Raw genomic sequence first — 26,967 nt, 5'->3', positions numbered from 1 at the left:
CCTCTGCCCCTCTGCCCCCCTGCACCCCATCTCCCCAATCACCAAGTTACTCGGTCTTTCAATTTTTCTAATAATCTTGGCCCGATGCCGGGGATGCGATCGAGATCTTCTAGGGAGGTAAAAGGTTTTTGTTGTCTTGCTTTAATAATTTCTTGAGCTAATTTTGGCCCGATTCCTGGTAATGCTTCTAATTCTTGTTGCGTTGCGGTGTTTAGGTTAACTTTGGGAAGATTTTGAGTTTCGGGAACTGTAGGAGAATTTGAGTTTTGCTGAACTGGTTTAGAGGCTGTTTCAATTTGGGGACATTGTTGCTGTTGAGTTTTAATTTTCTGCTTAATTCTATCTGGTAAACCAATTTGAGCGTCGGCATAAAGTCGATCGAATTCTCTTTGAAAATGGGCGGCTACTTTGGGACTTTGAATTATTACTAATGTTTCGTCGTTGTTGCTGTTTGCTGCGTCTGACCAATTGTGGGAACCTGCGATCGTAATTTTTCCATCAATGACCGCAAATTTATGATGTAATAAATCGCCTTTTCTGAGCAAAGGTGTTCCTACAGTATTAATTGGGTTTTGCCAAGGTCGATTGTTGATTTCGTATTTACAATCATTGACCAAAGCTACTCCCATCATATCCAAACCTTCACTATAATAACGATAGGCGAAATCCGGCTCAATTAAAGCTTTGATTTTTACTCCTCGCTGACGATCTGTTTCCAATATATTGGCTAATTGCTGTTCGGAAAAGACGAATAAGGCTAGATCGATCGATTCAGTAGCAGTAACTAAAGTTTTACCAATTAACCCATTGCTGCTTTGTTCCCAAGGTACTGTATTAGATGTCGGTGAAAATTGGACAGATATTTTAACAGTTCCTAAATCTACTGTTTGTGCAGGACGTAATGGTTTTTTCACCCCAAATTTACTATCTGGTTTTCCCCCGACTCCATCACCCCACATCAAATTAAATTCTTCAGTGAAAACTGTTGCTAATGTAGGACTATTGATTTTGAGTAAATTATTCTCATTTCCTAAACTATCAAGATTTTGCAAATCTCCGTGAATATCAGAAGTTGTAAAATTAGCTGAAGTAATAATTAATGTCTGATTATCAACAATGACAAATTTGTGGTGCATTAAACCGCTACCAGCAGAACCATCAGCAGTGTCATCAATTATTGGCACTTTAGCATTTTCTAAAATTACTAAAGCATCTCTCTGATTAATTTCTCCAACATCTAATTTTTCATCTTCGTTTAGGTCTACAAGTTTGCGATATTCTTTGTAGCGGTCTTGTTCTCTAGGAGGCAGTTTTGCTATTTCATCTGCGGTAAACTTACTCCAAGGACGACTGTAATTATTTTCTAAAATTACTCTAACTTTTACACCTGCTTTTTGGCGTGCAACTAAAGCTTGGGCAATTTTAGGTAAACGTAATTCTTGCACTGCTACATCTACTGTGGACTTAGCATTAGCAATAGTATTAACTATAACTTGCTCTAGGTCATCTCCTGACCTTCTTTGTGGACGGTAAGATTCTACATATTCAGGTAACTGGGCGTGATTGAAATATACCTGAACGAAGGGATCTTGGGGTAAGGGAGTAAGTTTTTGCGTTTGGGGGACTGCTTTTTGGCAAGCTGAGAGGAAGAATGCCAAAACAATTGCCGGAAAAAGTTTTGGGAGATTGCGGGTAGGTAGATGCAACATCACTCACCAAAGAAAAGATTTTGGGTAATTTTAGTTACCAGCTATTAAGTACAATAACATCAGATAAATCAGTAGAGATTAATTAAGTTACAGACTTTTGGGGAATTTACAAGGTAATTTTAGATCGGGCTGTTTTTTCGCTGGGATTAATACAACTTTAACTAGGTGGGCACTCTTTTGGGTGCCAAATAGGAGGCACACCGTTGTTTTATGGCAAGACGAAAGAAGCTGTTTCCCTGTGGTCATAAGGGTTATGGGCAAATTTGCCATTGTTGCGCCCAAATACGCGCCATTTTGGAACAGAAGCGGCGGGAAAAACAAGATTGGGAGTCTACCTTTAATGAAGACCCCATTAATTTAAGGGATTTGCCTTATCATGTGGTGACTAAGGCGCGTTTGGTAATCGCCGCTTTACAAGAAAATAAGGATTATCGAGAGTTTGGTGGAAAGCGTTTGCGCTACGATCGCTTTATCATTAGTATTCCCATCACCCGCAATTACCGAATGCTTTGCCGTGACTGCGGTACAATGTTAATTCCCCAAGAGGTTTTGTCTCATGAGGATTATAACGTCAAGAAACCTGGTTGTTAGGGGTTTTCGGAGCAGGGGAGATGGGGAGATGGGGAGATGGGGAGATGGGGGGAAGAAGAAGTTTATTAACTCAAAATTCAAAACTTTTTTCTGTGTCTTTAGGTACAAATTGATAACTAAACAAATTAAGGTGGAATCAGCGTTATATTCTAAAAGTTAAATAATCTGTTGTTTCTGAAACTGTTAGAGTTAAAAATATGCAAATTTATTTAGATTACAGCGCCACAACTCCGCCCCGTCCAGAGGCGATCGCACTTATGCAACAAATCCTCACTCAACAGTGGGGAAATCCTTCCAGTTTGCATGAGTGGGGGCAAAGGTCAGCAACTATATTAGAACAAGCGAGAATGCAAGTAGCAGGGTTAATTAATGCGCCTGCTGATGGGATTATTTTTACTTCTGGTGGTACGGAAGCAGATAATTTGGCGATTATGGGTGTGGCGCGATGTTATTCTCAACCGCAACATATTATTATTTCTAGTGTGGAACATTCAGCGATTTCCGAACCTGCAAAGTTGTTGGAAAGTTGGGGTTGGGAAATCACTCGTTTACCTGTGAATAGTTGGGGTTGGGTGAATCCAAATGATTTGCAAAATGCTTTGCGAACGAACACGGTTTTAGTTTCAATTATTTATGGTCAAAGCGAAGTGGGAACTTTGCAATCAATTGAAAAATTGAGCGAAATTGCCCGTTCTCATGGGGTATTATTTCATACTGATGCGGTGCAAGTGGCGGGAAGATTGCCGATCGATGTGCAAAAATTAGGGGTAGATTTGCTTTCCCTTTCCAGTCACAAAATTTATGGCCCTCAAGGTGCGGGTGCGTTGTATGTGCGTCCGGGTGTGGAGTTGGTGCCTTTGTTGGGTGGTGGGGGTCAGGAAATGAAGTTGCGATCGGGAACGCAAGCTGTACCAATTATCGCTGGTTTTGGTGTGGCGGCGGAGTTGGCGGCGCAGGAAATGAGTGAAGAAACGCCAAGATTGATCGGGTTGCGCGATCGGCTTTTTGAGCAATTATCTGATTTGATAAACCTTCAATCTACTGGACATCGTTGGCAGCGTTTACCCCATCATGTGAGTTTTTGTTTGCTAAATGCTGATGGTAAAAAATTAAGTGGTAAAACGATCGTTCGGCAATTAAATTTAGCCGGAATTGGGATTAGTGCTGGTGCTGCTTGTAACAGTGGTAAACTTAATCCTAGTCCGATACTACTGGCAATGGGCTACAGCAATCAAATGGCAAAAGCTGGAATTCGTCTGACTTTGGGGCGTTATACTACTGAAGAAGACGTAGATTGGACGGCGATGGTTTTACAGCAAGTTTTACAAAGGTTGACTCCTGAACCAGCTTTATCTAAAGTTTAGTTTTTACCTTTGCACTTGCTGTAGAGGTTTCCGTATCTATCAATTAAATAGGTAATCATGTTGTCAATTTGTTCAGCTTATTTTGCCTCAAATTGTTTACTGAAAAATGAGGTGATTTATCCTAAGTTAACTAATTCATCTACAAATGTTTCGGTAGAGCAGTATTTTTGTCGAGGTAAGCGAGATTATTTCAATTATAAGTTAGGCAGTGCTTTGACAAACTTCTATGAAGCTTTGCGGCGCAATCCTCACTATGCAAACATTTATTTCTACCGAGGTAACACTTATGTATTATTAGGAGATTTACCAAATGCGATCGCTAATTACAATTTTCTCTTGCGCCTCAAACCTGACTTTCCTAACGCTCATTTAGTTTATGCTAATCGGGGAACTGCGTATGCGCGATCGAAGAATTATCGGGCTGCTATTGCTGATTATACCCAATCAATTAGACTGAATAGTTCTACGCCTTTAGTGCGAGAAAATAGAGGATTTGCTAATTATTTTTTGGGCTATAATCAAGCTGCAATTGCTGATTTTCTAGCAGAAGCCAGATTATTTAAATTTAAATTTGCTCAAATGATGGAGTTAATTGAAGCAGTCCGAAATAAAGACGAAAGTAAATTAAAAACTAGTTGGCCGATCGTTCCCCCGAATAAGGGACAAGAGATGAAAGGCTGTTAAAGTCAATAAATTTTAGATTTCAACTCTTCAAATCTAAAATTTGCTTATTTATTATTATTTAATGACTCTAGTTCCAAATCTTTAGGATTAGGTAACTTATTAATTGCCATAATTTCTTTATGATGAATAGTATTAATTGCTACTTGCCAAGAAAAGGCAAAGGATTGGAAAGCTTCGGGGGAAATGCGATCGGTATCTAAGTCTTGCACAACTTGCCGAAGAATTTTGAATAATTCTTGCCGTAAGTTTTCCAAATCTTCTAATTTATCTGTCTGGCGTGCTGTTTCTGTTAAAGCTAAAATTTTTAAATTGTAATTATCAGCACGGTTTTTTTGTTTAGCTACAAAATTGGAACGCAAAGACCACAAACCAGAACCAACCAAAGTAGCAATTGATATCAACAAAGCAAAATAATCAGCATTTTCAGCCAGAAAAAAGGGTTTTTCGCGATCGTAGTAATCTCTGGCTCCTTCATGCAAACTAAAACCTAAATTTTGACCTATATCTGGTTGAGAAATGGTAGCAGCTTTCGGTTCAATTTTCACCAAATCATGACGATTCTCATAGAGAATACTGGTAATGTCTTTAACTAATTTGCCAGGTATTTGTTCACTGGTGATTAATGCTGCTTGCACACCAACAGTAGGTAAATTATCTTCAGGAACAGCCGGAATAGCTTTATAAGTTCCTTTAGGAATTGTACTATCAACCAAATAAGGATAAGAGATTTTCATGGCTGCTGCTTGGTCGATCGGAATCATTCGTGCTTGAGTTGTTCTCAGTAATTCCCTTGTCCAACTATTACCTATTGGCAAAGTCCGAAAAATCGCATCTACTTGACCGTTACGCAAAGCTAATGCTGCTTGTTGAGGAGTCATTTCCCGCAACTGAAAATCAGTAGGTTTAAAATCATAATGCTTAGCTAAAATCCAAAAAGCATTATAAGCACCACTGCCTTTAGGCATTAAGGCTATACGTTTACCTTTGAGGTCGAAAATGCTTTTAATTTCGGATTTTTGCGAAACAATTAAATGGAAAACTTCTGGATAAATTAGAGCAATAGCACGGGCTGAAGGCTTGGCTGGTGTATCATTTTGGACAAGAGCAAGTTGTACTTTACCTTCATCTAAGAGTTGCATATTTTCCACAGAACCATTAGTAGGTATTACTTTTAGTTGAATGCGCGGTTCATTCTTGGCAATTACCTGGCGTATCGCTTCACCAAAAGTATAGTAATCTCCGCCTTTACTACCTGTGGCAAGTTTGAGTTCGATCGTACTATTTTTTTGTTTTATTAAGTTCCAAATAGTCCCGCCAGCGATCGTTAAACATAATACAGCTATGGAAACAGAAGCAATTAATTTACGACTCATGAATTTTAGATGGTATTAGTGGCGTTTTTGAATAATACTATTGTTGATCGTAAGTTAACTTAAAACCCAGCTACAAATCCTCTATGGTGGAACTTCCCAAAACTTTAGAAGAAGCGATCGCACAAGCACAACAAGCTACCCTAGCAGCGATCGCAAATGGACAAAATAGAATCCAAGTCGAAATGGTGTTTCCCGAAATCGCCTTGCAAGCGCAGTCGATCGCACTACAATTTCTTCCTGTGTTCGACAATCTCCCTAATTTCCAAAACAGTGAAGACGCAGAAGCAAAAACTCGTCCCCAAGTGAAAGTGTTTTTCCCTGATGCAGGTGCAGCAGCGTTGGCGCGACGCGACTGGGGAAAAGATATTCCCTACAAATTAGAAGATATTGGTTTAGGTAGATTGCCAGTACAAGATAAAATTGCTCCCGAAGATGATGTTTTTCTGTTAATTGATCCCAGTTCTGTGGAAGTGGGGGAAGTGGAAAAAATTTGTAATGCAGTTGGCGATCGACCTGTAATTTTACTCAACCCACACTTAGAAGATGCTGGTACTGTAGGAATTGGTTACAGTACACGCCAATTGCGTCTGCGTTTTCTTAGTACACTCTTTTCCTGTTACTATGTTCGACCATTACAAGGTGCAGCAATTTTCCGTTGTTATCCTGGTTTATGGCAAGTTTGGTTAGAAAATAACAGCGAATATCAACTCTTGGTGGAATTACCGACAAAACCAGTTGGTGAGGAAATCGATCAAATTTTAATGAGAGAAACTCAACCAACAAGTGATAATTCCGGTGATGCACCAAAACCGAAAAAACCCGGAATTTTTGCCAGTATGCAACGCTTTTTACGTGCCTTGAATAACTAATTCATCGAGTGAGGGTGGAAAATTTTCCACCCTAATAAAATAAGGTAAACTAATAAAAAGTCCGTTGTAAACACTTCAGTGTTTCACTAGCGCTAAAGCGCCGACAACAAACCTGTCCGTTGTAAACACTTCAGTGTTTCCCTAGCGCTAAAGCGCTCACAACAAACCTGTCCGTTGTAAACACTTTAGTGTTTCACTAGCGCTAAAGCGCTCACAACAAACCTGTCCGTTGTAAACACTTCAGTGTTTCACTAGCGCTAAAGCGCTCACAACAAACCTGTCCGTTGTAAACACTTCAGTGTTTCACTAGCGCTAAAGCGCTCACAACAAACTAAAAAACAAACTCACAATATGTACGAATATCGTAAATTAACTCCAAAACAAAAAGCTGAATTAGTTGAGCATCGCTTAAAACGTGGTTTTCCACCTCACTCCCCACCGCATCAAGTACGGAATAGATCTCTTTATTTATTAACATCAGCTTGTTATGAACATAAGTGTCATTTAAATTCTGAATCTCGCCGTCAGCAACTACTAGATCTAATATTTGAAAAGTTTATAACTAATGATATAGAGATTTTAGCTTGGGTTATTTTACCTAATCACTATCATCTTTTAGTGCATTTAATAAATTTTGATATATTAAGTGAATTATTTCGCCAAATTCATGGTGCAACATCTCGAAAATGGAATTTGGAAGAAAATATAACTGGGCGAAAAATATGGTGTAAATGGAACGATCGCGCTATTCGTTCCGAAAGACATTATTATACAACTCTTAATTATATTCATTACAACCCAGTCAAACATAATTGGGCAAATTCTCCTTACAATTGGGTTCATAGTAGCGTTCACTGGTATTTTCAAGAATATGGAAGACAGTGGTTGCGTGATGCTTGGGTTGAATATCCAGTAAGAGATTACGGAATTGACTGGGATAAGTAAGTAGCAAGTAGCGCTGAAGCGCCGACAACAAACCTGTCCGTTGTAAACACTTCAGTGTTTCACTAGCGCTAAAGCGCTCACAACAAACCTGTCCGTTGTAAACACTTCAGTGTTTCACTAGCGCTAAAGCGCCGACAACAAACCTGTCCGTTGTAAACACTTCAGTGTTTAACTAGCGCTAAAGCGCTCACAACGAACCTGTCTGTTGTAAACACTTCAGTGTTTAACTTGAAATATACTCATACAATTTATCTGTCATCCGAATCGGCGTTACATCCAAATAAATATTCATAACAGTGTAATCTTCACTGCCAAAAGCACTGGTAAAATATCCTAAAGTATCCGTTCCCTTTCTAAACTTAAATTCAAAACCTAATTCGGGTTTTTCATCTTCGGAAATATTGGTAAATGCTAACCCAATTACTTCTTGTTGCTCGTTGTCAACAAAGTTAAACATCAAATCTACTACAACTGTATTTGCCAAGATATCGGGATACAATTTCTGATGATTAAAATGAGGTTGATAAATGGGATTGTTCGGTTCTACTTTGGTTCCCGCTAATTTTAGCGGATGGACAATCACTTCTTTAGTTTGCAAATTAAATTTGTCACCCCGATCCAAATATGTTAATTTGACATTTTTGATATTAAACTCTTTAATACTTGGGTTAGTAGTGGCGGCAGATAAATCCATGACTAAAGCGCCTTTGTATCCGATGACTTCAGCAATGTTATTCTTCACTACTAAAGCAGTATTTTCATCTACACCTATTCCTAAATTGTAGCCTTTCTTTTTCATGACTACTAAGGAACGGGCAAATCTTCCGCGAATGAAGAAATGCTGATCGATGAAAATATCGTTGCCAATAAAACCTAGTCCTTTATCTATTTCTTTACCTTCGGTTACACCATATTTTAAAACGCTTAATACATTGTTTGCGTCGCGAAACATGGTATCACTCATAATTGCTGCACCTGCACTAGTTCCAGCAATTACACCGCCTTTTTTATAAAGTTTCCAAATAGCATCTAATAGCGGGGTTTTTTCCCCTGTTTCAGTATAAAGTGCCTGAGTTATTCTTTCTTGGGAACCGCCAGTAAAGTAAACTCCTTCACACTCTTCTAATTCTTTAATTAAAGCGGAATCTTGTACAGCTTTTCGGTAATCTACATCGATATTTTCCACAGCAACGGGGATGAAAATTGGTTCAGCACCATATTTTTTAAATGCTTCTACTGAATATTTGCCGCTGTTAATGGGATTACCGCTAGCTGTTGGTAAAACGGCAATTTTAGCGCCTTTTCCCCCAGCTAATTCAATGATTTTCTGGAAAACTTCGGCATTATCGTAACGGAGATTACCGCCAGCAATTACTAATGAAGGTGAAGGTTCAGGAGATGAGTTCACAGTTGTTGCTGTTTCTTGAGGATTTGCTAAACTAAGAGGAATCACTCTAATGAGTACTGCGATCGCTAATATAACAAATACCAACCATGACCGCTTATTCATTTTTCTTGATTTTTACTGTTTAATTAGATTGAATTCCAGATTTTAATAAATTATACCATAACCTTATTGACTAATTTAAAAATGAGTTCCAAAATTACATTATCACCTCACGTATCTCCTTTGCTTTATTGGTCACTTTTGCCGATTCATCGAATTTTTCTCAGTTTGTACTTTGGTAAAATTATCATCAAAGGAGAGGAATATTTACCAGAGATTGGCCCTGTAGTAATTGCGCCGAAACACTATAGTCGTTGGGACCCGTTATTGATTAGTTTACTGAGCAGAGAACCCCTGTTTTTCATGACTAATGCAAATCAATTCGGGGGTATTCAAGGCTGGTTTATTGAAAGATTGGGAGCTTTCCCGGTTGATTTAAATCATCCTACCGTATCTAGTATGCGTAATGCAATTGAGTTGTTACAAGCTGGGAAAAAATTGGTGTTATTTCCAGAAGGGGGAATTGTGCGCGATCGAATTTTGCGCTCGCTCAAACCAGGATTAGCGAGATTAGTCTTACAAGCAGAAGCCAAGTTACCTCAACCCACCTCCATTCCCATCATTCCCATTACCTTAAAATATCAACCTAATGCTAACTTTTTAGCAGATGTATTCATCAACATCAATCCCCCAATTTATAGTCGAGATTATCGCCAAAAAAATGACAAAGAAACAGCTATTCTCCTCACACAAGCTTTAGAAACTTCTTTAATCGAAAGTTTAAAAAGTGAGTAACAATTTGTCCCCCCTGATTCGTAGGCTCAGATCTTGCAGCAACTCAAAACATCCAGCAATAATTAATTCGTTGATAGGCGATCGTTATTTTTTTGAACCGCGTTCGCGAAGCGGTTCAAAAAAAATCCCTTTCAGAAATCAAATAGGACTTCTATAAGCAACTAAGCTGCATCGGCAAATCTAATTCTTAGATAATCCTCTTCCATTTTCGCACCAGCAGGTTGCAAAGTTGCTAAAGCTTGAGGTAAAACCAAATTGCGACGATGATTACCAATGCGGATATTTAATTCATCACCTGTTTTGCTTAATTGAACTTGGTCTTTGGCAATACCAGGCAAGTACAATTCTAAAGTATATTGATTGCGGTCTTGCACAACTTTGACAGTGGTTTCTTGATAATAAACCTGGGTTGGGTCTTCATCTTTATACAACGTATCTTTCAATCTTTCCAAAGCCGCTAAACCACACATTTCTTCTGAAAATAACGGAACTTCCTTCACGGGTAAAGGATGGAAATTTTCGTGGATTTCTTGACGATATTGTTGTTGGTTTTCCTTCCATCTTTGGAAGAATGGGTCTTGGATTTCACCCGGAAGAATGCGATTAGCAACTATTAAATCTGTAGAAACATTGTACAAACTTAAGTAAGCATGGGCACGTAGCGATTCCTTAATCACCATTTTTTCAGGATTTGTGACTAAGCGTACAGAAGTTTGGGTATTATCAACTAAGATTTTTTCTAGTGCTTCGATTTGCTGATAAAATTCGTAGGGCGCGTCCATTACTTCTTTATCAGGTAAAGAAAAGCCTGCGATCGGTCTAAAGATTGGCTCAACCAAAGGTCTGAGTGCAACTGAAATCCCCTGCAACGGTTTGTAAAAACGGCGCATATACCATCCGCTAACTTCCGGTAAGCTGAGTAAGCGCAGCGCAGTTCCAGTTGGTGCAGAGTCAATAATGAGTACATCGTACTCACCCTCATCGTAGTGGCGTTTCATTCTCACTAAACCGAAGATTTCATCCATCCCCGGTAAAATCGCCAATTCTTCCGCCTGAACTCCCTCCAAACCCCTTGCTTGTAAAACGTGAGTGATGTATCGCTTCACCGCACCCCAGTTTTGTTCCAATTCCACCAAAGCATCCAGTTCCGCACCCCACAAATTTGGGCGAACTGCTCTGGGTTCATGTCCCAATTCCATATCAAAGCTATCTGCTAAGGAGTGTGCGGGGTCAGTACTTAAAACTAGGGTACGATAGCCGAGTTCAGCACAACGCAGTCCAGTAGCAGCGGCGACGGAGGTTTTTCCCACGCCTCCCTTTCCAGTCATGAGAATTAAACGCATAATTTTCCTCTGTTGCCTGAGAATTGTTTACATTTATTTACTTTATCTATTATTTTGCGGAATTAGGTGCTGTTTGAGAACATCTAACCGCGAACAGTTCCAATAGTCGATATGGGAAACGATTAAACCATCGGAGTTCAGCTTTAATTCACTCCACCCAGAAATGCTAATCCGAGGTTTCCAAGGTAAAGGTGTATTCCAGCTTAACGTCCAACGAGTTTCGATGAAATCTCCCTTCCGACTAATCTCATGTAAATCAAGTTGTGGGTCAATAAACCAAGTGCGGATAAAGCCGATCATTTGTTGATACCGCTTGACACCGTGAAACTGATTCATCGGGTCTTGGAAATAAACGTTTTCCGCGTAAATACTGTAAGTTTGGTCTAAGGGAAATTTCTGGTAGTCTTGGCGCAAAATTTCGATGATGTCCATTTCTGAGTAAGAGTTTTTGGGTATTATTACTCAATTTATTGATTAACCGCAAAATTACTGGCTGTTGCTCGGTCAAATCCGAAATATTTGTTAATAATTGGAATAATAACTAGTTTCTATCTCATCTATATCGAAATTAAAGAGGTTACTGTGGCTCTATATGCAGAATTACACCGTCACTTAGGCGGATCGGTTGTACCCCGCGTTCTCTGGCGCTATTTTCATCGCAGTGATGCTGATTTAGCAAATCGTTTTCCTGAGTATTCTGAGTTTGAGGAGTTTTACACTAAACCTCGGAATACATTAGATGAGTATTTGGAATTGCATACTCTGGTTGAAGGTGTGCAAACTACCCAAACTTTACCATACTTTATTTATCGCTTAATTCGCGGCGCTTATATTTTTGAAAATCTGGCTTATTTAGAGTTACGTTATACTCCTTTTTTGCGGACTTCTGACAAACTCAGTCAAACGGAAAGAATTGACCAAATGGCTGAAATTGTCGATATTGTGGGTATTTCTAGTCAGGTGAAGGAGTATCCTATTGTTACGAGTCAAATTTTGTGTATGCACTCGCGACTTCCTTATGAGGTGAATAAGGCGATCGTGGAATTAGCTGCACAAAAACGGCAATATGTTTGTGCGATCGATCTAGCAGGTGGCGATGCTCATTATGCCGATCGCTTAGACGAGTTTATCGAATTATACGCTTATGCGCGATCGCTCGGTTTAAAAACTACTGGACACCTTTACGAAACTAAAGAAGGTTGTTATCCAGAACTTTTACCTTATTTAATGCGAATCGGACATGGCATTCAAATTCCCTTACTATATCCCGAACTTCTCGGTGAGTTAGCAAGTGCTGGTACTTGTTTGGAAGTTTGTCCCACGACTTACTTGAAAACTGGCAACCTGGAAGATATTCGACAACTCAAAGTAGTTTTCGATCGCTGTTTCGCCGCAGGTGTAGACATTGCTATTTGCACCGATAATGCTGGTTTACATAATGTCCGTTTACCCTTTGAATATGAAAACTTGCTAACCTACGACATCATCGGTTTTGAGGAATTGCAAGCTTGTCAAAATGCCTCTTTTCGTCATGCCTTTGCTTGGCCTTACGAACAGCCACCAGCCCTCTTATTAAACGGACTGTTTCAAACCGCAACCTCAGATTTTGCAGATGTTGATTTGAATGAATTTGAATTAGTTAATCGAAACTAAAAAGAGGTAAAATTTCACCCGAACAATAGAATTCAGAAACTCAGTTGGGAAAAAAATTCTGAGCTTTAGTTTCTAGAATTCTTTTTTTTGGAAAAATTTGGTTCGTTGTGAGGACTTTAGTCCTTTGATTCCAGAATTTACGACTAAAGTCGCTACAACAAACAATCTAAAATAGATTTTAGGCTCCTTGGTTTATGGCGGTTTCGATTTGTTTAAACTCGACTTGTAAACGGTTTTTCAACTTGTCAGGAACCGGACGATTCGGGTAGGATGCGTAGTGTGAACCCAAAGCGTTTAATGCAGTTCGCATTGTGGTAAAAGAGCGCAAATTTTTCAACGAACTATCCCGCCAGTAAAGAGCAGCAAAATCATTGATTTTTTTCTTTGCTTCAGCTTGTGCTGCTGCTTTATTCGGTGCATCATTTGGTAGTTCGATCGCATTTCTCAAACTAGCCACTACATCCAAGGTATCCTGACTATATTTACCAGTTAAACCTGATGGTGTCGAACAACCTACCAAACCAATGGTAACAACTAAAACTAGGGCGAACAGACGGGACAAATAACGCTTCATAAGCCTTTTTCAGATCTGATTAGCTATGTCCCATCCTATCTTGAAATGAGTACATCAACTCAAAATTTTCTGATTTAGAACTCCGAAGACAAGAAGGAAGGAACAACTTTTTTCCCTCCTACCTTGGAGCCTTCTGCCTTGGAGCCTTCTTAAAAATCAACCGAAGCGTCCACTCACATACTCACGAGTAGATTCTTCTTTGGGACTTTGGAAAATGGATTCGGTGTTGTCGTACTCAACTAAATAACCTGTGCGTCCACCTTTTTCGGAAAGTTGCACATTAAAAAAGGCAGTGCGATCGGAAACCCGTGATGCTTGCTGCATATTATGGGTAACGATAATAATTGTATATTGCTGTTTTAATTCATGGAGCAAATCTTCAACCCGCAAGGTAGAAATCGGGTCAAGTGCCGAGCAAGGTTCATCCATTAGAATAACTTCTGGTTGCACTGCGATCGCACGAGCAATACACAAACGTTGTTGTTGACCACCAGATAAAGATAACCCACTTTGTCTCAGTTTATCTTTAACTTCATCCCATAAAGCTGCTCCTCTGAGCGATCGTTCTACCAACTCATCCATATCACCTTTATATCGGTTTAAACGTGGGCCAAAGGCAATATTGTCATAAATTGATTTCGGAAAAGGATTGGCTTTTTGAAACACCATACCAATCCGACGACGCACTTCCACAGGGTCAATATTACTATCGTAAAGATTCCTGCCATTGTAAGTAATAGCACCTTCCAATCGGAAACTGTCAATTAAATCATTCAGTCGATTAAAGCAGCGTAGCAACGTACTTTTACCACAACCAGAAGGGCCAATAAAAGCCGTAATCTGATTTCTGGGAATATCCATCACGACATCCCGCACAGCTAAGAAACTGCCATAATAAATATTTGCATTACGCACTTGAAAAACACTGTCAGTAGATTTAACTGTTTGGGGATTGGTTTTTGGATTAGAACGCATATACACCTGTTTTGTTTGGATACATTCGTCAAATAATATGTTTTGCGGACGCTGGAATAATTTACTCTGCGGGTTTCATTTTCCAGCAATGAATCTTCATTTCTTCAAGATGCTTCTTGTCTACTCGTCAGCCAAGAAGCAACAATCACAACACAGACTTTTTTTGGTGAATTTTTACTGTTCGTTACTTAACTTAGAGTTCCTTCACCTATATCTTAAGGCAGATTTCCGACATCTAATATTAATTTTATGTTATGGGTGATGATTTTATTGTGAATTATTTCCCTCCTAGCTATCATTGCCTTGCGTATTAGACATATTTACCTTAAGCTTTCCTACTGGTAACGTAACGAGTAATGATACTAGTAATTAACACCAACAACACCAGAATTAAAGAAGCTGCCCAAGCCAATTGTTGTTGATTTTTGAAAGGTACGATCGCAAAATTATATACTAGCACCGCCAAAGAAGCAGTTGGTTGCAAGAACGCATCTGGCGGCCAAAGTTGCGGCCAAAATTGTGAGAACAAAGCCGTAAACAACAAAGGCGCAGTTTCTCCCGCCGCACGCGCCACTGCTAACGTAGTACCTGTGACAATTGCCGGAACAGCAGCAGGTAAAACCACACCCCAAACAGTTTGAAATTTAGTTGCACCCAAACCCACAGCAGCTTGGCGTACATCTTTTGGCACCAACTGTAACGCTTCATCAGTAGTTCTGACAATAATCGGCAACATTAACACTGACAAAGCAATACCACCTGCAATGGGAGAATAAGAACCCCATCCCAAAGTCGTAAAAGTCAAAACCACAGCAGCGTAAGCAAACACCCCAGCAATAATCGAAGGAACACCACTAAGAATATTAGTTGCAAATCTCACCCAACGGGAAACTTTTCCCGTACTAAATTCCGTCAAATAAATTGATGCCATTACGCCAAAAGGAACGCTAATTAACGCCCCAATTCCCACCATCATAACTGTGCCCAGAATCGCATTTCCAAAACCTCCACCTTCTACCATTGGCGGCGGTGGCAATTCCACAAATACACTAGGAGAAATACTAGTTATACCTTGTACAGTCACATAAATAAGTACAGCAAACAAAGGTATAACTGCCATAGCAGCAAGAAGAAATGCCACCCCTGTCATCATGTTATTAAACAAAGTCCGGGAAGAAAAATTGGCACGTACCAAACCACTGCTATCAAAAGAAGAATCCTTTTCTGGGTAACTCCGGGTCATAATTTCAATCTCTAAATTTGCGGCAATTATTTGAGTAGTTTGGATTATTTTAATTTCTCATGAACCAGCTATCATCAAAACTAAATTCGCTTCACTCTTTGCACAATTAAATCAGCGAAAATGTTGACTATCAACGTCAAAATAAACAGCACTAAAGCTGCATACATTAAAGCTGAAACTTGCAACCCACTAGCTTCAGCAAATTGACTTGCCAACAGCGAAGCAATCGTATTTCCTGGCGCTAACAAAGAGGTATTAATCGTATTAGCATTACCAATTAACATCGTGATTGCCATTGTTTCTCCCATAGCCCGACCCAGCGCCAACATCACGCCCCCAACAATACCAGAAATTGCTGCGGGAATCAGCACTTGGAGAATAGTTTCCCATCTCGTAGCACCTAAACCCAAAGAAGCTTGACGTAAATCAGGAGGCAGAGAAGTTAAAGCATCACGGGAGATAGCAGTAATGATTGGCAAAACCATAATTGCTAATACCAAAGACGCTGGTAGAATACCAGGGCCAGCTAAAGGAGTGCTAAACAACGGAAACCAACCAAACCAACTATATAACCATGCCCCTAGAGTACTTCGCAGCAAGGGAATTACCACAAAAATTCCCCAAATCCCATAAACTACACTAGGAATTGCTGCTAGTAGTTCTACCAAAAATACTAGAATTGTGCGAACTTTAAGTGGCAAAAAATTCTCGCTCAAAATTACTGCTGTACCCACTCCAACTGGCACAGCTATCAGTAAAGCAATGAAAGCAGTAACTAGGGTTCCATAAATTTGAGGTAATACCCCAAACTGATTTGTGACTGGATTCCAAGCACTTTGAAAAATGAATCCCAGTCCAAAAGCTTGGATTGCTGGTAAAGCATCTTTAGCTACCTGAAATGCTATCCACAGCAATAAAACTGCAATTCCTAACGCAAATAAACGAGTTAACCAAACAAACCCACTATCTAACCTTTTATCTAAGGCTGTAGGTGGTTGGAAAATACCAGAATTTTCCTTTGCTCCTGTGCTACTCATGATTGCTCTGATGAAAGATTTATGAAAGAAAAATTGACAAATGAGAGAGCGAACTTTAATAGATTCAGCATTTTTTGTAATGCTGCTAAATACAATTTGACTACCTTCACCTTAAGTAATTTTAGTAGCAAGATTGATTGCTAGTAACTAAGGAGTAGTAGCTGGTGTGGGAGTTGCACCAGGAGTAGTGGTAGTAGTATCTGGAGTCGTTGCACCAGGAGTGGTGGTAGTAGTATCTGGAGTCGTTGCACCAGGAGTGGTGGTAGTAGTATCTGGAGTCGTTGCACCAGGAGTGGTGGTAGCTGCTTCAGGACTAGCTGTACTCGGAGTGACGGTAGTTGCACCCGGAGTTGTTGCACCTGGACTAGCAGCAGTTGTATCTGGAGTTCCTGCTGGAGGAGCAACCGCAATGTTGTAATCTGGGCTAATTGCCTGAGCAACGGTAGCTACTTTAGAAGCAACTTTTGGTGGCAGAGCAATATAACCTAACTGAGGAGCAATTTTTTGTCCTTCAGTCAAAGCATATTCCACCATTGCTTCCATAGTTTTGGCTTTGGCTGCATCTGGATATTTCGGATAGACTAGCAACCAGGTATAGCTGACTATGGGGTAAGAGTCTGTACCTTCTGGGTCAACAATGAAGGCTCGTAAGTTTTCTGGTAGTTGTACTGAGTCTAAAGCACTAGAAGCTGTTTGTTCATTGTATGTAACGTAATTGCCTGCTTTATTTTCTAAAGTGGCGAATTTGAGATTATTTTGTTTGGCGTAACCGTATTCAATGTAACCAATGGAGCCTGCTGTTTGGGCTATTTGAGCAGTCACACCTTCGTTACCTTTGGCACCTACACCTGTCGGCCAAGATACTGTTTTACCGTCACCGACTTTCGATTTCCAAGTGGGACTAATGGCGCTCAAATATTTGGTGAATATGCCTGTGGTTCCGCTACCATCAGCACGATAAACTACTGTGATGGGTGAGTTAGGTAGGGTTACGCCTGGGTTAGCTTCGGCAATTTTGGGGTCATTCCAAGTCTTGATATTCCCCAAAAAGATGTCTGCTAAAACATTTCGGGATAGTTTTAAGTTTTCTACTCCGGGTGCGTTGTAAGCTAAGACGATGCCACCTGCGGTTACTGGTAGCATGAGTGCGCCGCCTTGAACTTTTGCTAGTTCTTCGTCGGTCATGGCGACATCGCTAGCGCCAAAGTCTACTGTTTTGTTAATAAACTGTTGGACACCTGCACCACTACCAACTGACTGGTAGTTGATTCTAGCTTTGGGATTGATTTTATTGAACTGTGCAAACCAACTTTGATACAAGGGTGCGGGGAAAGATGCGCCTGCACCTGAGAGTAGGACGTTTTGCGTTAGGTCGAGTCTGGATGGAGTGGTGGTGGTAGGTGTTCCTGGTGCTACTGCTGGGCTAGCATTGGGAGCAGCAGGAGTGGTTTGAGTGGCTGTTGGTGTGGTTTGTGATGGGCCACAAGAACTTAAGCTAATGGTCAAAGCTACTCCAGAAAGGGCAGCAGCTACAGTCTTGGGATTGGTGAGAGTAAGACGTAAAATCATTCGGGTAAATTTTCAGCTTTTTTTGTTAAAAACCCTTTGCAGCATAGCTCTTTATGGTAAAGATAAGGTTAACATCAAAGATTCCTCCGTTTGGGTGAGGAAAAAGTAAAACAGTTTGCTACTCGTTAACTTGTGAGATGATATTTCTGGGATAAACTGACTTTTTAGTAGTAGAGGGTTAAGTGTGAGAGAAACGCTGTTATTAACTTCTAATAATTCTGTTGTGGATGAGAATGCTCTTAATGTTGAGCAACCGTTGCGAGAATGGTTACAAAAGCTGACAGAGGAAATTATTGCTGGGAAACGGCTGAGTCGCTCTGAAGCGATCGCACTCACCAACATAGAAGGTGAAGAAAACATTTTGTTATTATGTGCCGCTGCTGACCAAGTGCGTCAAGCTTGTTGTGGTAATACAGTAGATTTATGCAGCATCGTTAATGTTAAATCGGGCAATTGTTCCGAAAATTGTGGTTTTTGCTCTCAATCAGTTCATCATCCAGGTAATGATTCACCTGTGTATGGATTGAAGTCTAAAGAGGAAATTTTAGCCCAAGCAAAAGCAGCTGAAGCGGCAGGTGCTAAGAGATTTTGCTTAGTTAGTCAGGGAAGAGGTATTAAATACAACAGCCCTAAATCATCGGAGTTTGAAAACATTTTAGAAACAGTGCGGCAAATTGTTGCTGAAACTGAGATTAAACCTTGCTGTGCTTTGGGAGAAGTGACCGCAGAACAAGCCAAAGCACTGAAAGAAGCAGGTGTAACGCGCTACAACCATAATTTAGAAGCATCGGAAAACTTTTATTCGCAGATTGTCACTACCCACAGTTGGCAAGATAGAGTGGAAACGGTGAAAAACCTGAAAGCGGCGGGAATTCAAGCTTGCACAGGTGGAATTATCGGGATGGGTGAAAGCTGGGAAGATCGGGTAGATTTGGCTTTAGCTTTGCGGGAATTAAAAGTAGAATCGGTGCCAATTAATTTGTTAAATCCGAGAGTGGGAACACCGTTAGGCGATCGCACTAAACTAGATCCTATTGAAGCACTAAAGGCGATCGCGACCTTTCGCATGATTCTACCAGAACAAATTCTCCGCTACGCTGGTGGACGGGAAGCCGTTATGGGAGAACTGCAAGCAATGGGATTAAAAGCAGGAATCAACGCCATGTTGATTGGACATTATTTAACCACAATGGGACAACCCCCAGAACAAGACCATGCCATGTTAGAAAAACTGGGACTGCAAGGCGGTGAAGCACCAATTCCCCAAAACTCATAGTTCCAAATTAACTCAACGAACTATTAACAACCCATTACCAATTACCCATTACCAATTACCAATAGTTGTGTTTTCTGCCACTGAACTTTTGTGGGCCTTCATTGGTTTACTGCTTACCATTGGTGGCACCTTTTTAGAAGCATCTGTAACTGCTTTACCTTGGCACTGGAGTGAGTCAGGAATTCCCATTCACTCTTTAGGTGTCACTTATCAAATTGGTGCAGTACTATTAGTAGGTTGTCTTGGTGGCAAAAATGCAGGTGCCCTTTCCCAAATTGCTTATTTAGTACTGGGTTTAACTTGGTTGCCTGTCTTTTCCCAAGGCGGGGGAATTGCCTATCTCAAATTGCCTAGTTTTGGATATTTGTTGGGATTTGTTCCTGGTGCTTGGATATGTGGTTATTTAGCGTTTCGCCAACCACTGAAATTAGAATCTTTAGCCCTTAGCTGCCTTTGCGGTTTACTAGTGATTCATTTAGTTGGTATCAGCTATTTAGTTTGCAATTACTATATAACTTTGGCGAATACAGAAACTATTCCTCCCCTAGTTGCGGATATTCAAAAGTACTCTTTAGACCCTATCCCAGGACAATTAGCTCTTGTTTGTGCAGCTACAGTGTTAGCTTTTATCCTCAGACGCATCATGTTTTACTAATGATTGGTCATTCGTCATTTGTATTTTTACTACTAAATAATAGGCAAAATTGACGAAATTCAAAGGGTGTAATTGATAATGAAATTACTCGTAAATAACGAATGAGTGACGACCAACAATCAATGACTAATGACCAATGACTATCAACCAATGACTATTAACCAATGATTAAAAATCGTTTTTTTTGGCTTGTTGCCTTGATTTGTATTGTTGTAGACCAAATTACTAAATATTGGGTATTACAAAACTTCCGAGTGAATGAAAGTTGGCCTTTATTGCCAGGAGTTTTTCATCTGACTTATGTTAGAAATACTGGTGCAGCTTTTAGCTTGTTTAGTGAGGATGGTAGCTGGTTACGTTGGCTATCTTTGTTCGTAAGTTTAGCTTTAATGGCTATGGCTTGGTTTGGCCCAAAATTATCTTTGTGGGAGCAATTGGGCTATGGTTTTATTTTAGGGGGAGCTATTGGCAATGGGATCGATCGATTTGTTTTCGGTTATGTGGTGGATTTTTTTGATTTTAGATTAATTCACTTCGCAGTTTTTAATGTGGCAGATGTCTGTATTAACATAGGAATTGCTTGTCTATTTATTTCGATATTTCGTAAATCTCACCTTGATAATGGGCAAGGGAGCAGAGGGGCAGAGGGGCAGAGGGGCACAAGAGAATAGTTTGTGAGTTTTACATCTGAATTGGGTTAATTAATTTTAGAGTTTAGGGAGAAACTGTTCCCCTGCTCCCCTGCTGCCTCAACTTTAGTTCATTATAAAAAGTAGGGGAAATGCTGAGTTATTCTCCCAATATAGTCAAAACCCTTTGTTGGTGTGGAAAAATTATTTCCGCGTCCCCTTGTCTCCTTGTCAGTCATAGTTAAGAGTGTTCAATCGAAGACGATATGACTCCTCCCCATCCACAAAAACCCCGCCCAACAATTATGGGTGCTATCACCCAAGCAGTGCAAACGGTACAAGCGAAGGTCAATTTTTCTAAACTAGCATTGAAGCCGAATGCTAGGGTACCGGAATTGCGAGTTCAGGATGCTGATGCCGATCAAGCTGAAGTTTATCCGCTGTTGGGCGATCGCTATAAACTAGGTCGTAGCTCTAAATCTTGCGATATTGTGGTGCGTAATCCGGTAGTTAGTCAAATTCATTTATCTTTGACTCGCGTCGGGCGCAGACAGAAAACTTTTCTGATTAAAGATGAAAACTCAACGAATGGGATTTATCGTGGTCGAAAGAGAGTTTCATCAAGAAAGTTACGTCATGGTGATATCTTGACTTTAGGGCCAAAGGAATTAGCTGGTGGCGTAAGAATTCAATATTACGATCCGCCAACTTGGTATGAAAAAGCCATTAATTGGGGTATTTATGGCATTACTGGATTAACAGCACTTTTGGCAATTACAGTGTTGCTGGAGTGGCAAAAATTCTCTGTTCATCCTTTACCAAATCCTACCAGAGGGCCAGTAATTGTTTATGCGGGTGATGAAACGCCTTTGCGAACTCCGCGTAATAATGCTCATGTAGAATTTAAGAAATTATCTGATTTTTCTCCTTATTTACCAAAGGCGGTAGTTGCTTCGGAAGATAGGCGATTTTATTGGCATTTGGGGGTCGATCCGATCGGGATTGCTAGGGCAAGTTTTATTATTAGTAAAGGTGGCGATCGCCAAGGTGGGAGTACTGTTACCCAACAAGTTGCTCGCAGTTTATTCCGTGATTATGTAGGTTCAGCAGATTCTTTGGGGCGCAAGTTGCGAGAAGCAATTGTGGCTTTAAAATTAGAAACTTTTTACAGTAAAAATGACATCTTATTAACTTACTTGAACCGGGTATTTTTGGGCGGTGATAGTTATGGTTTTGAAGATGCTTCTCAGTATTATTTTGGTAAGTCGGCACGAGATATAAGTTTAGCAGAGGCGGCGACTTTGGTGAGTAATTTACCTGCACCAAATAGCTTTAATCCTTGTGGCGATAGTCAGGCGCGGGAAAGAGCAATTACTTTGCGAAATGGGGTGATTGCTCGGATGTTGGAGCAAGGTAAAATTACTGTGGAGGAGGCGAGTAAGGCGAGGCGATCGCCTTTAGAAGTTAACCCGAAAGTTTGTCAGGAACAAGCTAGTAAAATTTCTCCCTATTTCTACAGTTATGTATTCAATGAATTGGAGTTTTTGTTGGGGGAAGAATTAGCGCGAGAAGGGAATTTTATCATTGAAACTGCTTTGAATTTGGGAATGCAAGCTAAGGCGGAATCTGCTTTGCGGAATACTGTTAATAATGCTGGTGCTAATAGTAGGTTTTCGCAAGGTGCGATCGTTACCCTTGATTCTAATACTGGGGCAATTTTAACGATGGTGGGGGGATTAGATTACAAACAAAGTCAATTTAATCGGGTTACTCAAGCACATCGACAAGCAGCATCAACTTTTAAAGTGTTTACTTATGCAGCCGCTTTGGATAAAGGTATTTCACCTAATAAATCTTATTCTTGTGCGCCTTTAGTTTGGCAAAAACGTTACCCAGGTTGCGAACGTACTGGCGGCGGTAGTGCAAATATGTACAATGGAATAGCGCAATCGGAAAATGTGATTGCTTTAAGGGTGGCGCAAGATGTGGGTTTAGATAATGTTGTGCAAATGGCACAAAGAATGGGAATTCAATCTAAACTTAATCCTGTACCAGGTTTAGTATTAGGACAAAGTGAAGTTTATCCTTTAGAAATGACTGGTGCTTTTGGTGCGATCGCAAATAACGGTGTCTGGAATCGTCCTCATGCTATAGTTCGCATTCGTGATACCAGTTTTTGTCGTGATATCAAAGATCTGAAAACTTGCCCGGAAATCTACTCTTTTACTCCTGATAAAAACGCCAATTCTCAAAGAGTTTTACGCCGAGAAGTTGCCGATCGAATGAATACTTTATTGCGCGGAGTGGTACAATTTGGAACAGGAAGAAATGCGTCTTTAGGTTTAGGAGAAGAAGCTGGTAAAACAGGTACTAATAGCGATAACCGAGATTTGTGGTTTATTGGATATGTTCCAAGTCAGAAGTTAGTTACTGGTGTTTGGTTGGGAAATGATGATAATTCGCCAACTAGAGGAGCTAGTGCTCAAGCAGCTTTATTATGGGGAAATTATATGCGCCAAGTTATCCGTTAAAGTTAGTAGTGCCGACTTTAGTCGTTTCTTTCTGGAATAAAAGGACTAAAGTCCTCACAACGAACCAACTGATTCGGCAGTTGCGTGGTTGACTTTTCCTGCGGAAGCATCAATGGGAAGTGCGATCGCAAATTCTGTACCTTTACCAATTTCGGAAGTACAAGTAATTTTACCGCCATGTTTTTCTTCCACAATTTGCCGAGTAATTGCTAACCCTAAACCTGTGCCAATACCTCTGGGTTTTGTAGTAAAAAATGTATCAAAAATTTTGGACTGATTTTCCAGAGAAATCCCACAACCGTTGTCAGCAATTCGCACCATTACCCAGTTACTATCTAGGCGTTCTGTAGTAATTAAAAGTTCTTTATCTGAAGAGTTTTCTGTTGTAAGAGTTTCTGCTAAAGCATCGTTCACGGAGTGTGACTCGAAAGAGTCGATCGCATTACTAATTAAATTCATGAATACTTGATAAAGAAAACCTGTATAACCTAAAACTTTGGGAATATCACCATAGTTGAGAACTACTTTTATTCCCTTCTTAATGCGGTTATGCAAAATTAATAAAGTGCTATTAATACAAGCGTGTAAATCAACTAATTGAGCTTCGGCTTCATCCAACCGGGAAAAATCTTTTAAACTCAACACAATTTGGCGAATTCTTTCGGCACCAACAGTCATTGATTGCAAAGTTTTTGGTAAATCTTCTTCCAAGAATTCTAAATCGATTTCTTCAGCTTTTTCTTGTAAAGCTAAGGATGGTTGAGTTAGTTCTTGTTCGTAAGACGCTAAAATATCCAAAAGGTCGCTAACATATTCGCTAGCATGGACAAGGTTGCCATAAATAAAGTTTACCGGATTATTAATTTCATGAGCTATGCCAGCAACCATGCGCCCTAAGCTAGACATTTTCTCACTTTGGAGTAACTGTTTTTGTTGTAACTCTTCTTGTCGAGTAGCTGCGGCTTTCTGTTCTGCTAATAAATATTTAACCCGACTAATCAATTGATTTAAAGATACACTTAAAACGCCTACTTCATCGCTGGTAGTTACAGGTGCTTGTAAGTCAAAGTTATCTTCTTGAGTAACTTTTTGAGCTACTTCTGTTGTTGCTTTTAAAGGACGTGCGATGGCTCTACTAGTATAAATTGCTAAAAATATTGCTAGTATCACTGATACCAACATACTAGACATTGTGAGTCCAATTTGTAATTCTTCACTTCGTTCTACATTATTTGCTGCTGTAGTTTCTTCTCGAAAAGCCTGACTAGCAATCTCGGCTAATTTCATTGAATAATCATCAAATTTTAGTGCTGTTTCACTGATAGTTAAATTTAATAGTGACTGCTGTAATTGAGAAATTTCTGTTGGCTTTAAATTGGTTGAATTAATTTTTTTAATAACACTTTCTGTTTGGGTAAAATAATTTTCTACTACTTGTTCATAAGTTGTAAAAAAAACGTTAGACGCAGGAATTTGTTGAACTTTTAAAGAAGTTTTGGTTTTTTGAAGTAGTAATTTAACATTAAGAATATATTCAATAAAATGGGAATGTTGATTTTGAAAATCTTCTGGTTTTTCCAGTAAAGCGACGAATTGTTGTTGGTGCGATCGCGCTTGCCCAACAGCTATTTGTAAATCATTAAGCAGCAACCCGGCTTCATGCCATTCTTCAGCTTCCTCCCGAAAAGCTTCTTCATAATAATGACCCAACCCAATACCTACAGTTGTCCCTAAAACCGCAATCCCCAAAGCCAGAGCATAGCCACATCTAATTTTAGTGCTAATACTTAGGCGATCGGCAGAATCTTTCCACAAGTTGAATTTATTAGCCCAAAATTTCCGGGAATGATGCGCTATTTTCTGATGCCCTGGCATGGGAGAATTGGAGTTCATATTCATCAGTTGCAATAGAAATAACAATGATAAATCTTTTCCATCCTATCTGATGAAATACATAAACAGTCAGGGTAGAAACCCCTATTGTCTAGTAGTTTTACTGATAACCTCGCCAAGGACTAACTTGCAACACACCTTTAGGAGTAAACACAACCTTAAAATATGCAACTGGTTGTTGATTTACGCTAGTAGAATCTGTGGGAACATTAGCAACACCTACGTTGGGAAGAGGAGTTTGGTTTAAATATTCCTGTGCAGGTTGATTACGAGGTTCATAGTTGATTACTGTTCCGTCTGGGCGCATAGCAACCCGATAAACTAATTCTTCAGGAAACTTAGTAATTTCTGTTCTACTTTGTTGAAGTTGTCTGTAAAGATTACGATTCAAAATTTTCAGTGAAGCTGCATCAACAATTTCATTATTCCTTCCTAAAGTTGCTCCTGTAATTAAGGGAGTTTGTGTTCCTGAAGTAGAAGGGGTGGAGGTAGGTAAAGTAGTTGCAGGAGTTTGCAAGCCTACATTTGACTCAGTTGAGGGAATTGTAGGTACAGCTACAGGAGTTTGCACTACTGAATTAGGTGCAGTTGATGTCTCAGGTGCGGGAGTTGGTTGTACTGCAACTGTAGAGTCTGTTGGTGGTGTTGGTGTACTGACAGGTGCAGGAGTTGGTTGTACTGCAACTGTAGAATCTGTTGGCGGTACAGTTGGTGCAACAGGCGCAGGAGTTGACTGCACTGCAACTGGGGAATTTGGCGGTATAGTTGGGACTGCCTCTGGTGTGGGGGTGGCAACTGGGGGAGTTTGTGTTCCCAAGTTAGAAGTAGTAGTGGGTGGAACTTGTGTTGCTAAGGGTGTTGCGGCAGAATTGGCAGGAACTTCGGTGGTAGAGGAAGTTACAGGCGTGGTAGTTTGTCCGCCCAAATTAGATTGAGGAGTTGTATTTGTGGTTGTGGGAGGTAAGGGAGGTTCGGTGGTAGATTGTCCGGGAATAGTAGAATTTGGGGAGACAACACCAGAATTCTCTTGTGGTAAAGGTTCTCTGGGTCTTTGCACTTCAGGAATGGGGGCAAAAAAGAGTGCGATCGCAGCCAGTGCTAAACTAGACAAACCCAAAGCAGCTGGTGCAGCTTGTTTCACCAAATCTTCATCCGACTTAGCAAAGCGTTTTTCCACTGGCGCTAACTTCAACCCTAAACTAGGCAAAGTTTGGCTGTCAGCAAAAAACTGATCTACAGCTTCTACTAAATCAAACAATTGCACCGTAGATAAATCAATTGCAATGGGATTTGTAGGAGTTGTAGGTGTACTCGCACTATGAGAGAAAGCATTTAAATTGTGTGGTTGGATAATTAACCGATGTAAATTTTGCCCATTGCGCCGCAACTGCACCAAAGGTACATGACCATTTTCCAAATGTTGATGTTGATGGGGTAAACCACTTAAAATTTCTTGAGCGTAGCTGCTAACTGCTGTCACCAAACTTTCAAAAAAGTCTCTTCCCCCACTTAATGAAGGCCCAGTATAACCTGCCAAACGACATTCGGCATTGACTAAAATTGACAAGACTGGGCGCATATCTGATTGAATGATACCGCCTGTGGTTTCACTCAACCCTTCTAAGATCAGGGTGCAATTGGGCAAGCTGTACTGTCGTTGGATCGTAGTCATGGGATTTTAGATTTTAGATTTCAGATTTTAGATTCACTCCAGTCGGGGATTTGTATCGGTTTTCGGGGTTAGTATTTCAGGGTTTTTCGTTAGTTTTTATAGGCTACCAACATCAGCCGGGACTAGCTAACAGAAATATT

The 26,967-nt window shown here is 40.1% G+C and carries 23 protein-coding genes; 11 read left to right on the top strand and 12 right to left on the bottom strand.

The features are described from left to right. Positions 1–38: 38 nt before the first annotated feature. Positions 39–1,709: a DUF655 domain-containing protein gene (locus IQ264_RS14955; protein WP_193981584.1), complete on the bottom strand. Its 1,671-nt coding sequence runs from the start codon at positions 1,707–1,709 to the stop codon at positions 39–41. 210 nt (positions 1,710–1,919) lie between these two features. On the opposite strand from IQ264_RS14955, the gene IQ264_RS14950 reads away from it, so the two are divergent. From IQ264_RS14950 to IQ264_RS14940, 3 genes are all read left to right on the top strand, one after another. Continuing rightward, positions 1,920–2,300 (top strand): DUF7682 family zinc-binding protein, encoded by a 381-nt coding sequence (locus tag IQ264_RS14950; protein WP_193981583.1) that lies wholly within the window; start codon positions 1,920–1,922, stop codon positions 2,298–2,300. Between the two features lie 197 nt (positions 2,301–2,497). Beyond that, positions 2,498–3,664: a cysteine desulfurase family protein gene (locus IQ264_RS14945; RefSeq protein ID WP_193981582.1), complete on the top strand. Its 1,167-nt coding sequence runs from the start codon at positions 2,498–2,500 to the stop codon at positions 3,662–3,664. A 57-nt stretch (positions 3,665–3,721) separates the two neighbouring features. Further along, complete coding sequence (locus tag IQ264_RS14940; RefSeq protein ID WP_193981581.1) at positions 3,722–4,348, top strand: tetratricopeptide repeat protein; 627 nt, start codon at positions 3,722–3,724, stop codon at positions 4,346–4,348. Positions 4,349–4,392: 44 nt separating this feature from the next. On the opposite strand, the gene IQ264_RS14935 is transcribed toward IQ264_RS14940, so the two are convergent. Next, on the bottom strand, positions 4,393–5,721 hold the full coding sequence (locus tag IQ264_RS14935) for a TAXI family TRAP transporter solute-binding subunit (protein WP_193981580.1): 1,329 nt from the start codon (positions 5,719–5,721) through the stop codon (positions 4,393–4,395). An 83-nt stretch (positions 5,722–5,804) separates the two neighbouring features. Between IQ264_RS14935 and IQ264_RS14930 the strand changes: the two genes are divergently transcribed. Together IQ264_RS14930 and IQ264_RS14925 are read left to right on the top strand one after the other, a co-directional pair. Further along, positions 5,805–6,590, top strand: coding sequence for a DUF1995 family protein (locus IQ264_RS14930; RefSeq protein ID WP_193981579.1), 786 nt, complete (start codon positions 5,805–5,807; stop codon positions 6,588–6,590). Between the two features lie 351 nt (positions 6,591–6,941). Continuing rightward, a complete protein-coding gene (locus IQ264_RS14925) occupies positions 6,942–7,535 on the top strand; it encodes an REP-associated tyrosine transposase (protein ID WP_193981578.1) in 594 nt (197 codons plus the stop codon). Between the two features lie 223 nt (positions 7,536–7,758). Here the strand turns inward: IQ264_RS14925 and IQ264_RS14920 are convergent, their stop codons facing one another. Then, positions 7,759–9,045 carry a cyanophycinase gene (locus IQ264_RS14920; protein WP_193981577.1) on the bottom strand — a complete coding sequence of 429 codons (1,287 nt, stop codon included), beginning with the start codon at positions 9,043–9,045 and terminating at the stop codon, positions 7,759–7,761. An 81-nt stretch (positions 9,046–9,126) separates the two neighbouring features. On the opposite strand from IQ264_RS14920, the gene IQ264_RS14915 reads away from it, so the two are divergent. Then, positions 9,127–9,777, top strand: a complete 651-nt coding sequence (locus IQ264_RS14915) for a lysophospholipid acyltransferase family protein (protein WP_193981576.1) — start codon at positions 9,127–9,129, stop codon at positions 9,775–9,777. Between the two features lie 161 nt (positions 9,778–9,938). On the opposite strand, the gene IQ264_RS14910 is transcribed toward IQ264_RS14915, so the two are convergent. Continuing rightward, positions 9,939–11,120 carry a TRC40/GET3/ArsA family transport-energizing ATPase gene (locus IQ264_RS14910; protein ID WP_193981575.1) on the bottom strand — a complete coding sequence of 394 codons (1,182 nt, stop codon included), beginning with the start codon at positions 11,118–11,120 and terminating at the stop codon, positions 9,939–9,941. 42 nt (positions 11,121–11,162) lie between these two features. Continuing rightward, positions 11,163–11,552: a DUF2358 domain-containing protein gene (locus tag IQ264_RS14905; protein WP_193981574.1), complete on the bottom strand. Its 390-nt coding sequence runs from the start codon at positions 11,550–11,552 to the stop codon at positions 11,163–11,165. Between the two features lie 150 nt (positions 11,553–11,702). Here IQ264_RS14905 and IQ264_RS14900 point away from each other — a divergent pair, with 150 nt between their 5' ends. Further along, positions 11,703–12,773 (top strand): adenosine deaminase, encoded by a 1,071-nt coding sequence (locus IQ264_RS14900; protein WP_193981573.1) that lies wholly within the window; start codon positions 11,703–11,705, stop codon positions 12,771–12,773. A gap of 178 nt (positions 12,774–12,951) precedes the next feature. Here IQ264_RS14900 and psb27 read toward each other — a convergent pair whose 3' ends face one another. From psb27 to pstS, 5 genes are all read right to left on the bottom strand, one after another. Beyond that, the gene (psb27, locus tag IQ264_RS14895) at positions 12,952–13,347 is read right to left on the bottom strand and encodes a photosystem II protein Psb27 (protein ID WP_193981572.1); all 396 of its coding nucleotides are present in this window, start codon (positions 13,345–13,347) and stop codon (positions 12,952–12,954) included. A gap of 156 nt (positions 13,348–13,503) precedes the next feature. Continuing rightward, positions 13,504–14,322: a phosphate ABC transporter ATP-binding protein PstB gene (gene pstB / locus IQ264_RS14890; RefSeq protein WP_193981571.1), complete on the bottom strand. Its 819-nt coding sequence runs from the start codon at positions 14,320–14,322 to the stop codon at positions 13,504–13,506. Between the two features lie 325 nt (positions 14,323–14,647). Then, positions 14,648–15,565 (bottom strand): phosphate ABC transporter permease PstA, encoded by a 918-nt coding sequence (gene pstA, locus IQ264_RS14885; protein ID WP_193981570.1) that lies wholly within the window; start codon positions 15,563–15,565, stop codon positions 14,648–14,650. Positions 15,566–15,645: 80 nt separating this feature from the next. After that, positions 15,646–16,602, bottom strand: a complete 957-nt coding sequence (gene pstC / locus IQ264_RS14880) for a phosphate ABC transporter permease subunit PstC (RefSeq protein ID WP_193981569.1) — start codon at positions 16,600–16,602, stop codon at positions 15,646–15,648. A 147-nt stretch (positions 16,603–16,749) separates the two neighbouring features. Then, a complete protein-coding gene (gene pstS / locus IQ264_RS14875; protein WP_193981568.1) occupies positions 16,750–18,171 on the bottom strand; it encodes a phosphate ABC transporter substrate-binding protein PstS in 1,422 nt (473 codons plus the stop codon). A 223-nt stretch (positions 18,172–18,394) separates the two neighbouring features. Between pstS and bioB the strand changes: the two genes are divergently transcribed. The 4 genes from bioB (at position 18,395) to IQ264_RS14855 (ending at position 23,262) form a co-directional block, all read left to right on the top strand. Next, positions 18,395–19,447, top strand: coding sequence for a biotin synthase BioB (gene bioB, locus IQ264_RS14870; protein WP_322744697.1), 1,053 nt, complete (start codon positions 18,395–18,397; stop codon positions 19,445–19,447). Between the two features lie 67 nt (positions 19,448–19,514). After that, positions 19,515–20,102, top strand: a complete 588-nt coding sequence (locus tag IQ264_RS14865) for a biotin transporter BioY (RefSeq protein WP_193981590.1) — start codon at positions 19,515–19,517, stop codon at positions 20,100–20,102. A gap of 164 nt (positions 20,103–20,266) precedes the next feature. After that, positions 20,267–20,773, top strand: a complete 507-nt coding sequence (gene lspA / locus IQ264_RS14860; RefSeq protein WP_193981566.1) for a signal peptidase II — start codon at positions 20,267–20,269, stop codon at positions 20,771–20,773. 224 nt (positions 20,774–20,997) lie between these two features. Next, the gene (locus tag IQ264_RS14855; RefSeq protein WP_193981565.1) at positions 20,998–23,262 is read left to right on the top strand and encodes a transglycosylase domain-containing protein; all 2,265 of its coding nucleotides are present in this window, start codon (positions 20,998–21,000) and stop codon (positions 23,260–23,262) included. Positions 23,263–23,316: 54 nt separating this feature from the next. On the opposite strand, the gene IQ264_RS14850 is transcribed toward IQ264_RS14855, so the two are convergent. Continuing rightward, complete coding sequence (locus IQ264_RS14850) at positions 23,317–25,155, bottom strand: sensor histidine kinase (RefSeq protein ID WP_228061553.1); 1,839 nt, start codon at positions 25,153–25,155, stop codon at positions 23,317–23,319. A gap of 100 nt (positions 25,156–25,255) precedes the next feature. After that, positions 25,256–26,827: a DUF4335 domain-containing protein gene (locus IQ264_RS14845; protein ID WP_193981564.1), complete on the bottom strand. Its 1,572-nt coding sequence runs from the start codon at positions 26,825–26,827 to the stop codon at positions 25,256–25,258. Positions 26,828–26,967 lie beyond the last annotated feature (140 nt).

Origin of the sequence: [Phormidium] sp. LEGE 05292 (assembly GCF_015207735.1) — a bacterium.
Lineage (GTDB): Bacteria > Cyanobacteriota > Cyanobacteriia > Cyanobacteriales > Aerosakkonemataceae > Floridanema.
Note: the sequence above shows the minus strand (reverse complement) of the source record. Positions and strands in the feature narration are given on the sequence as shown.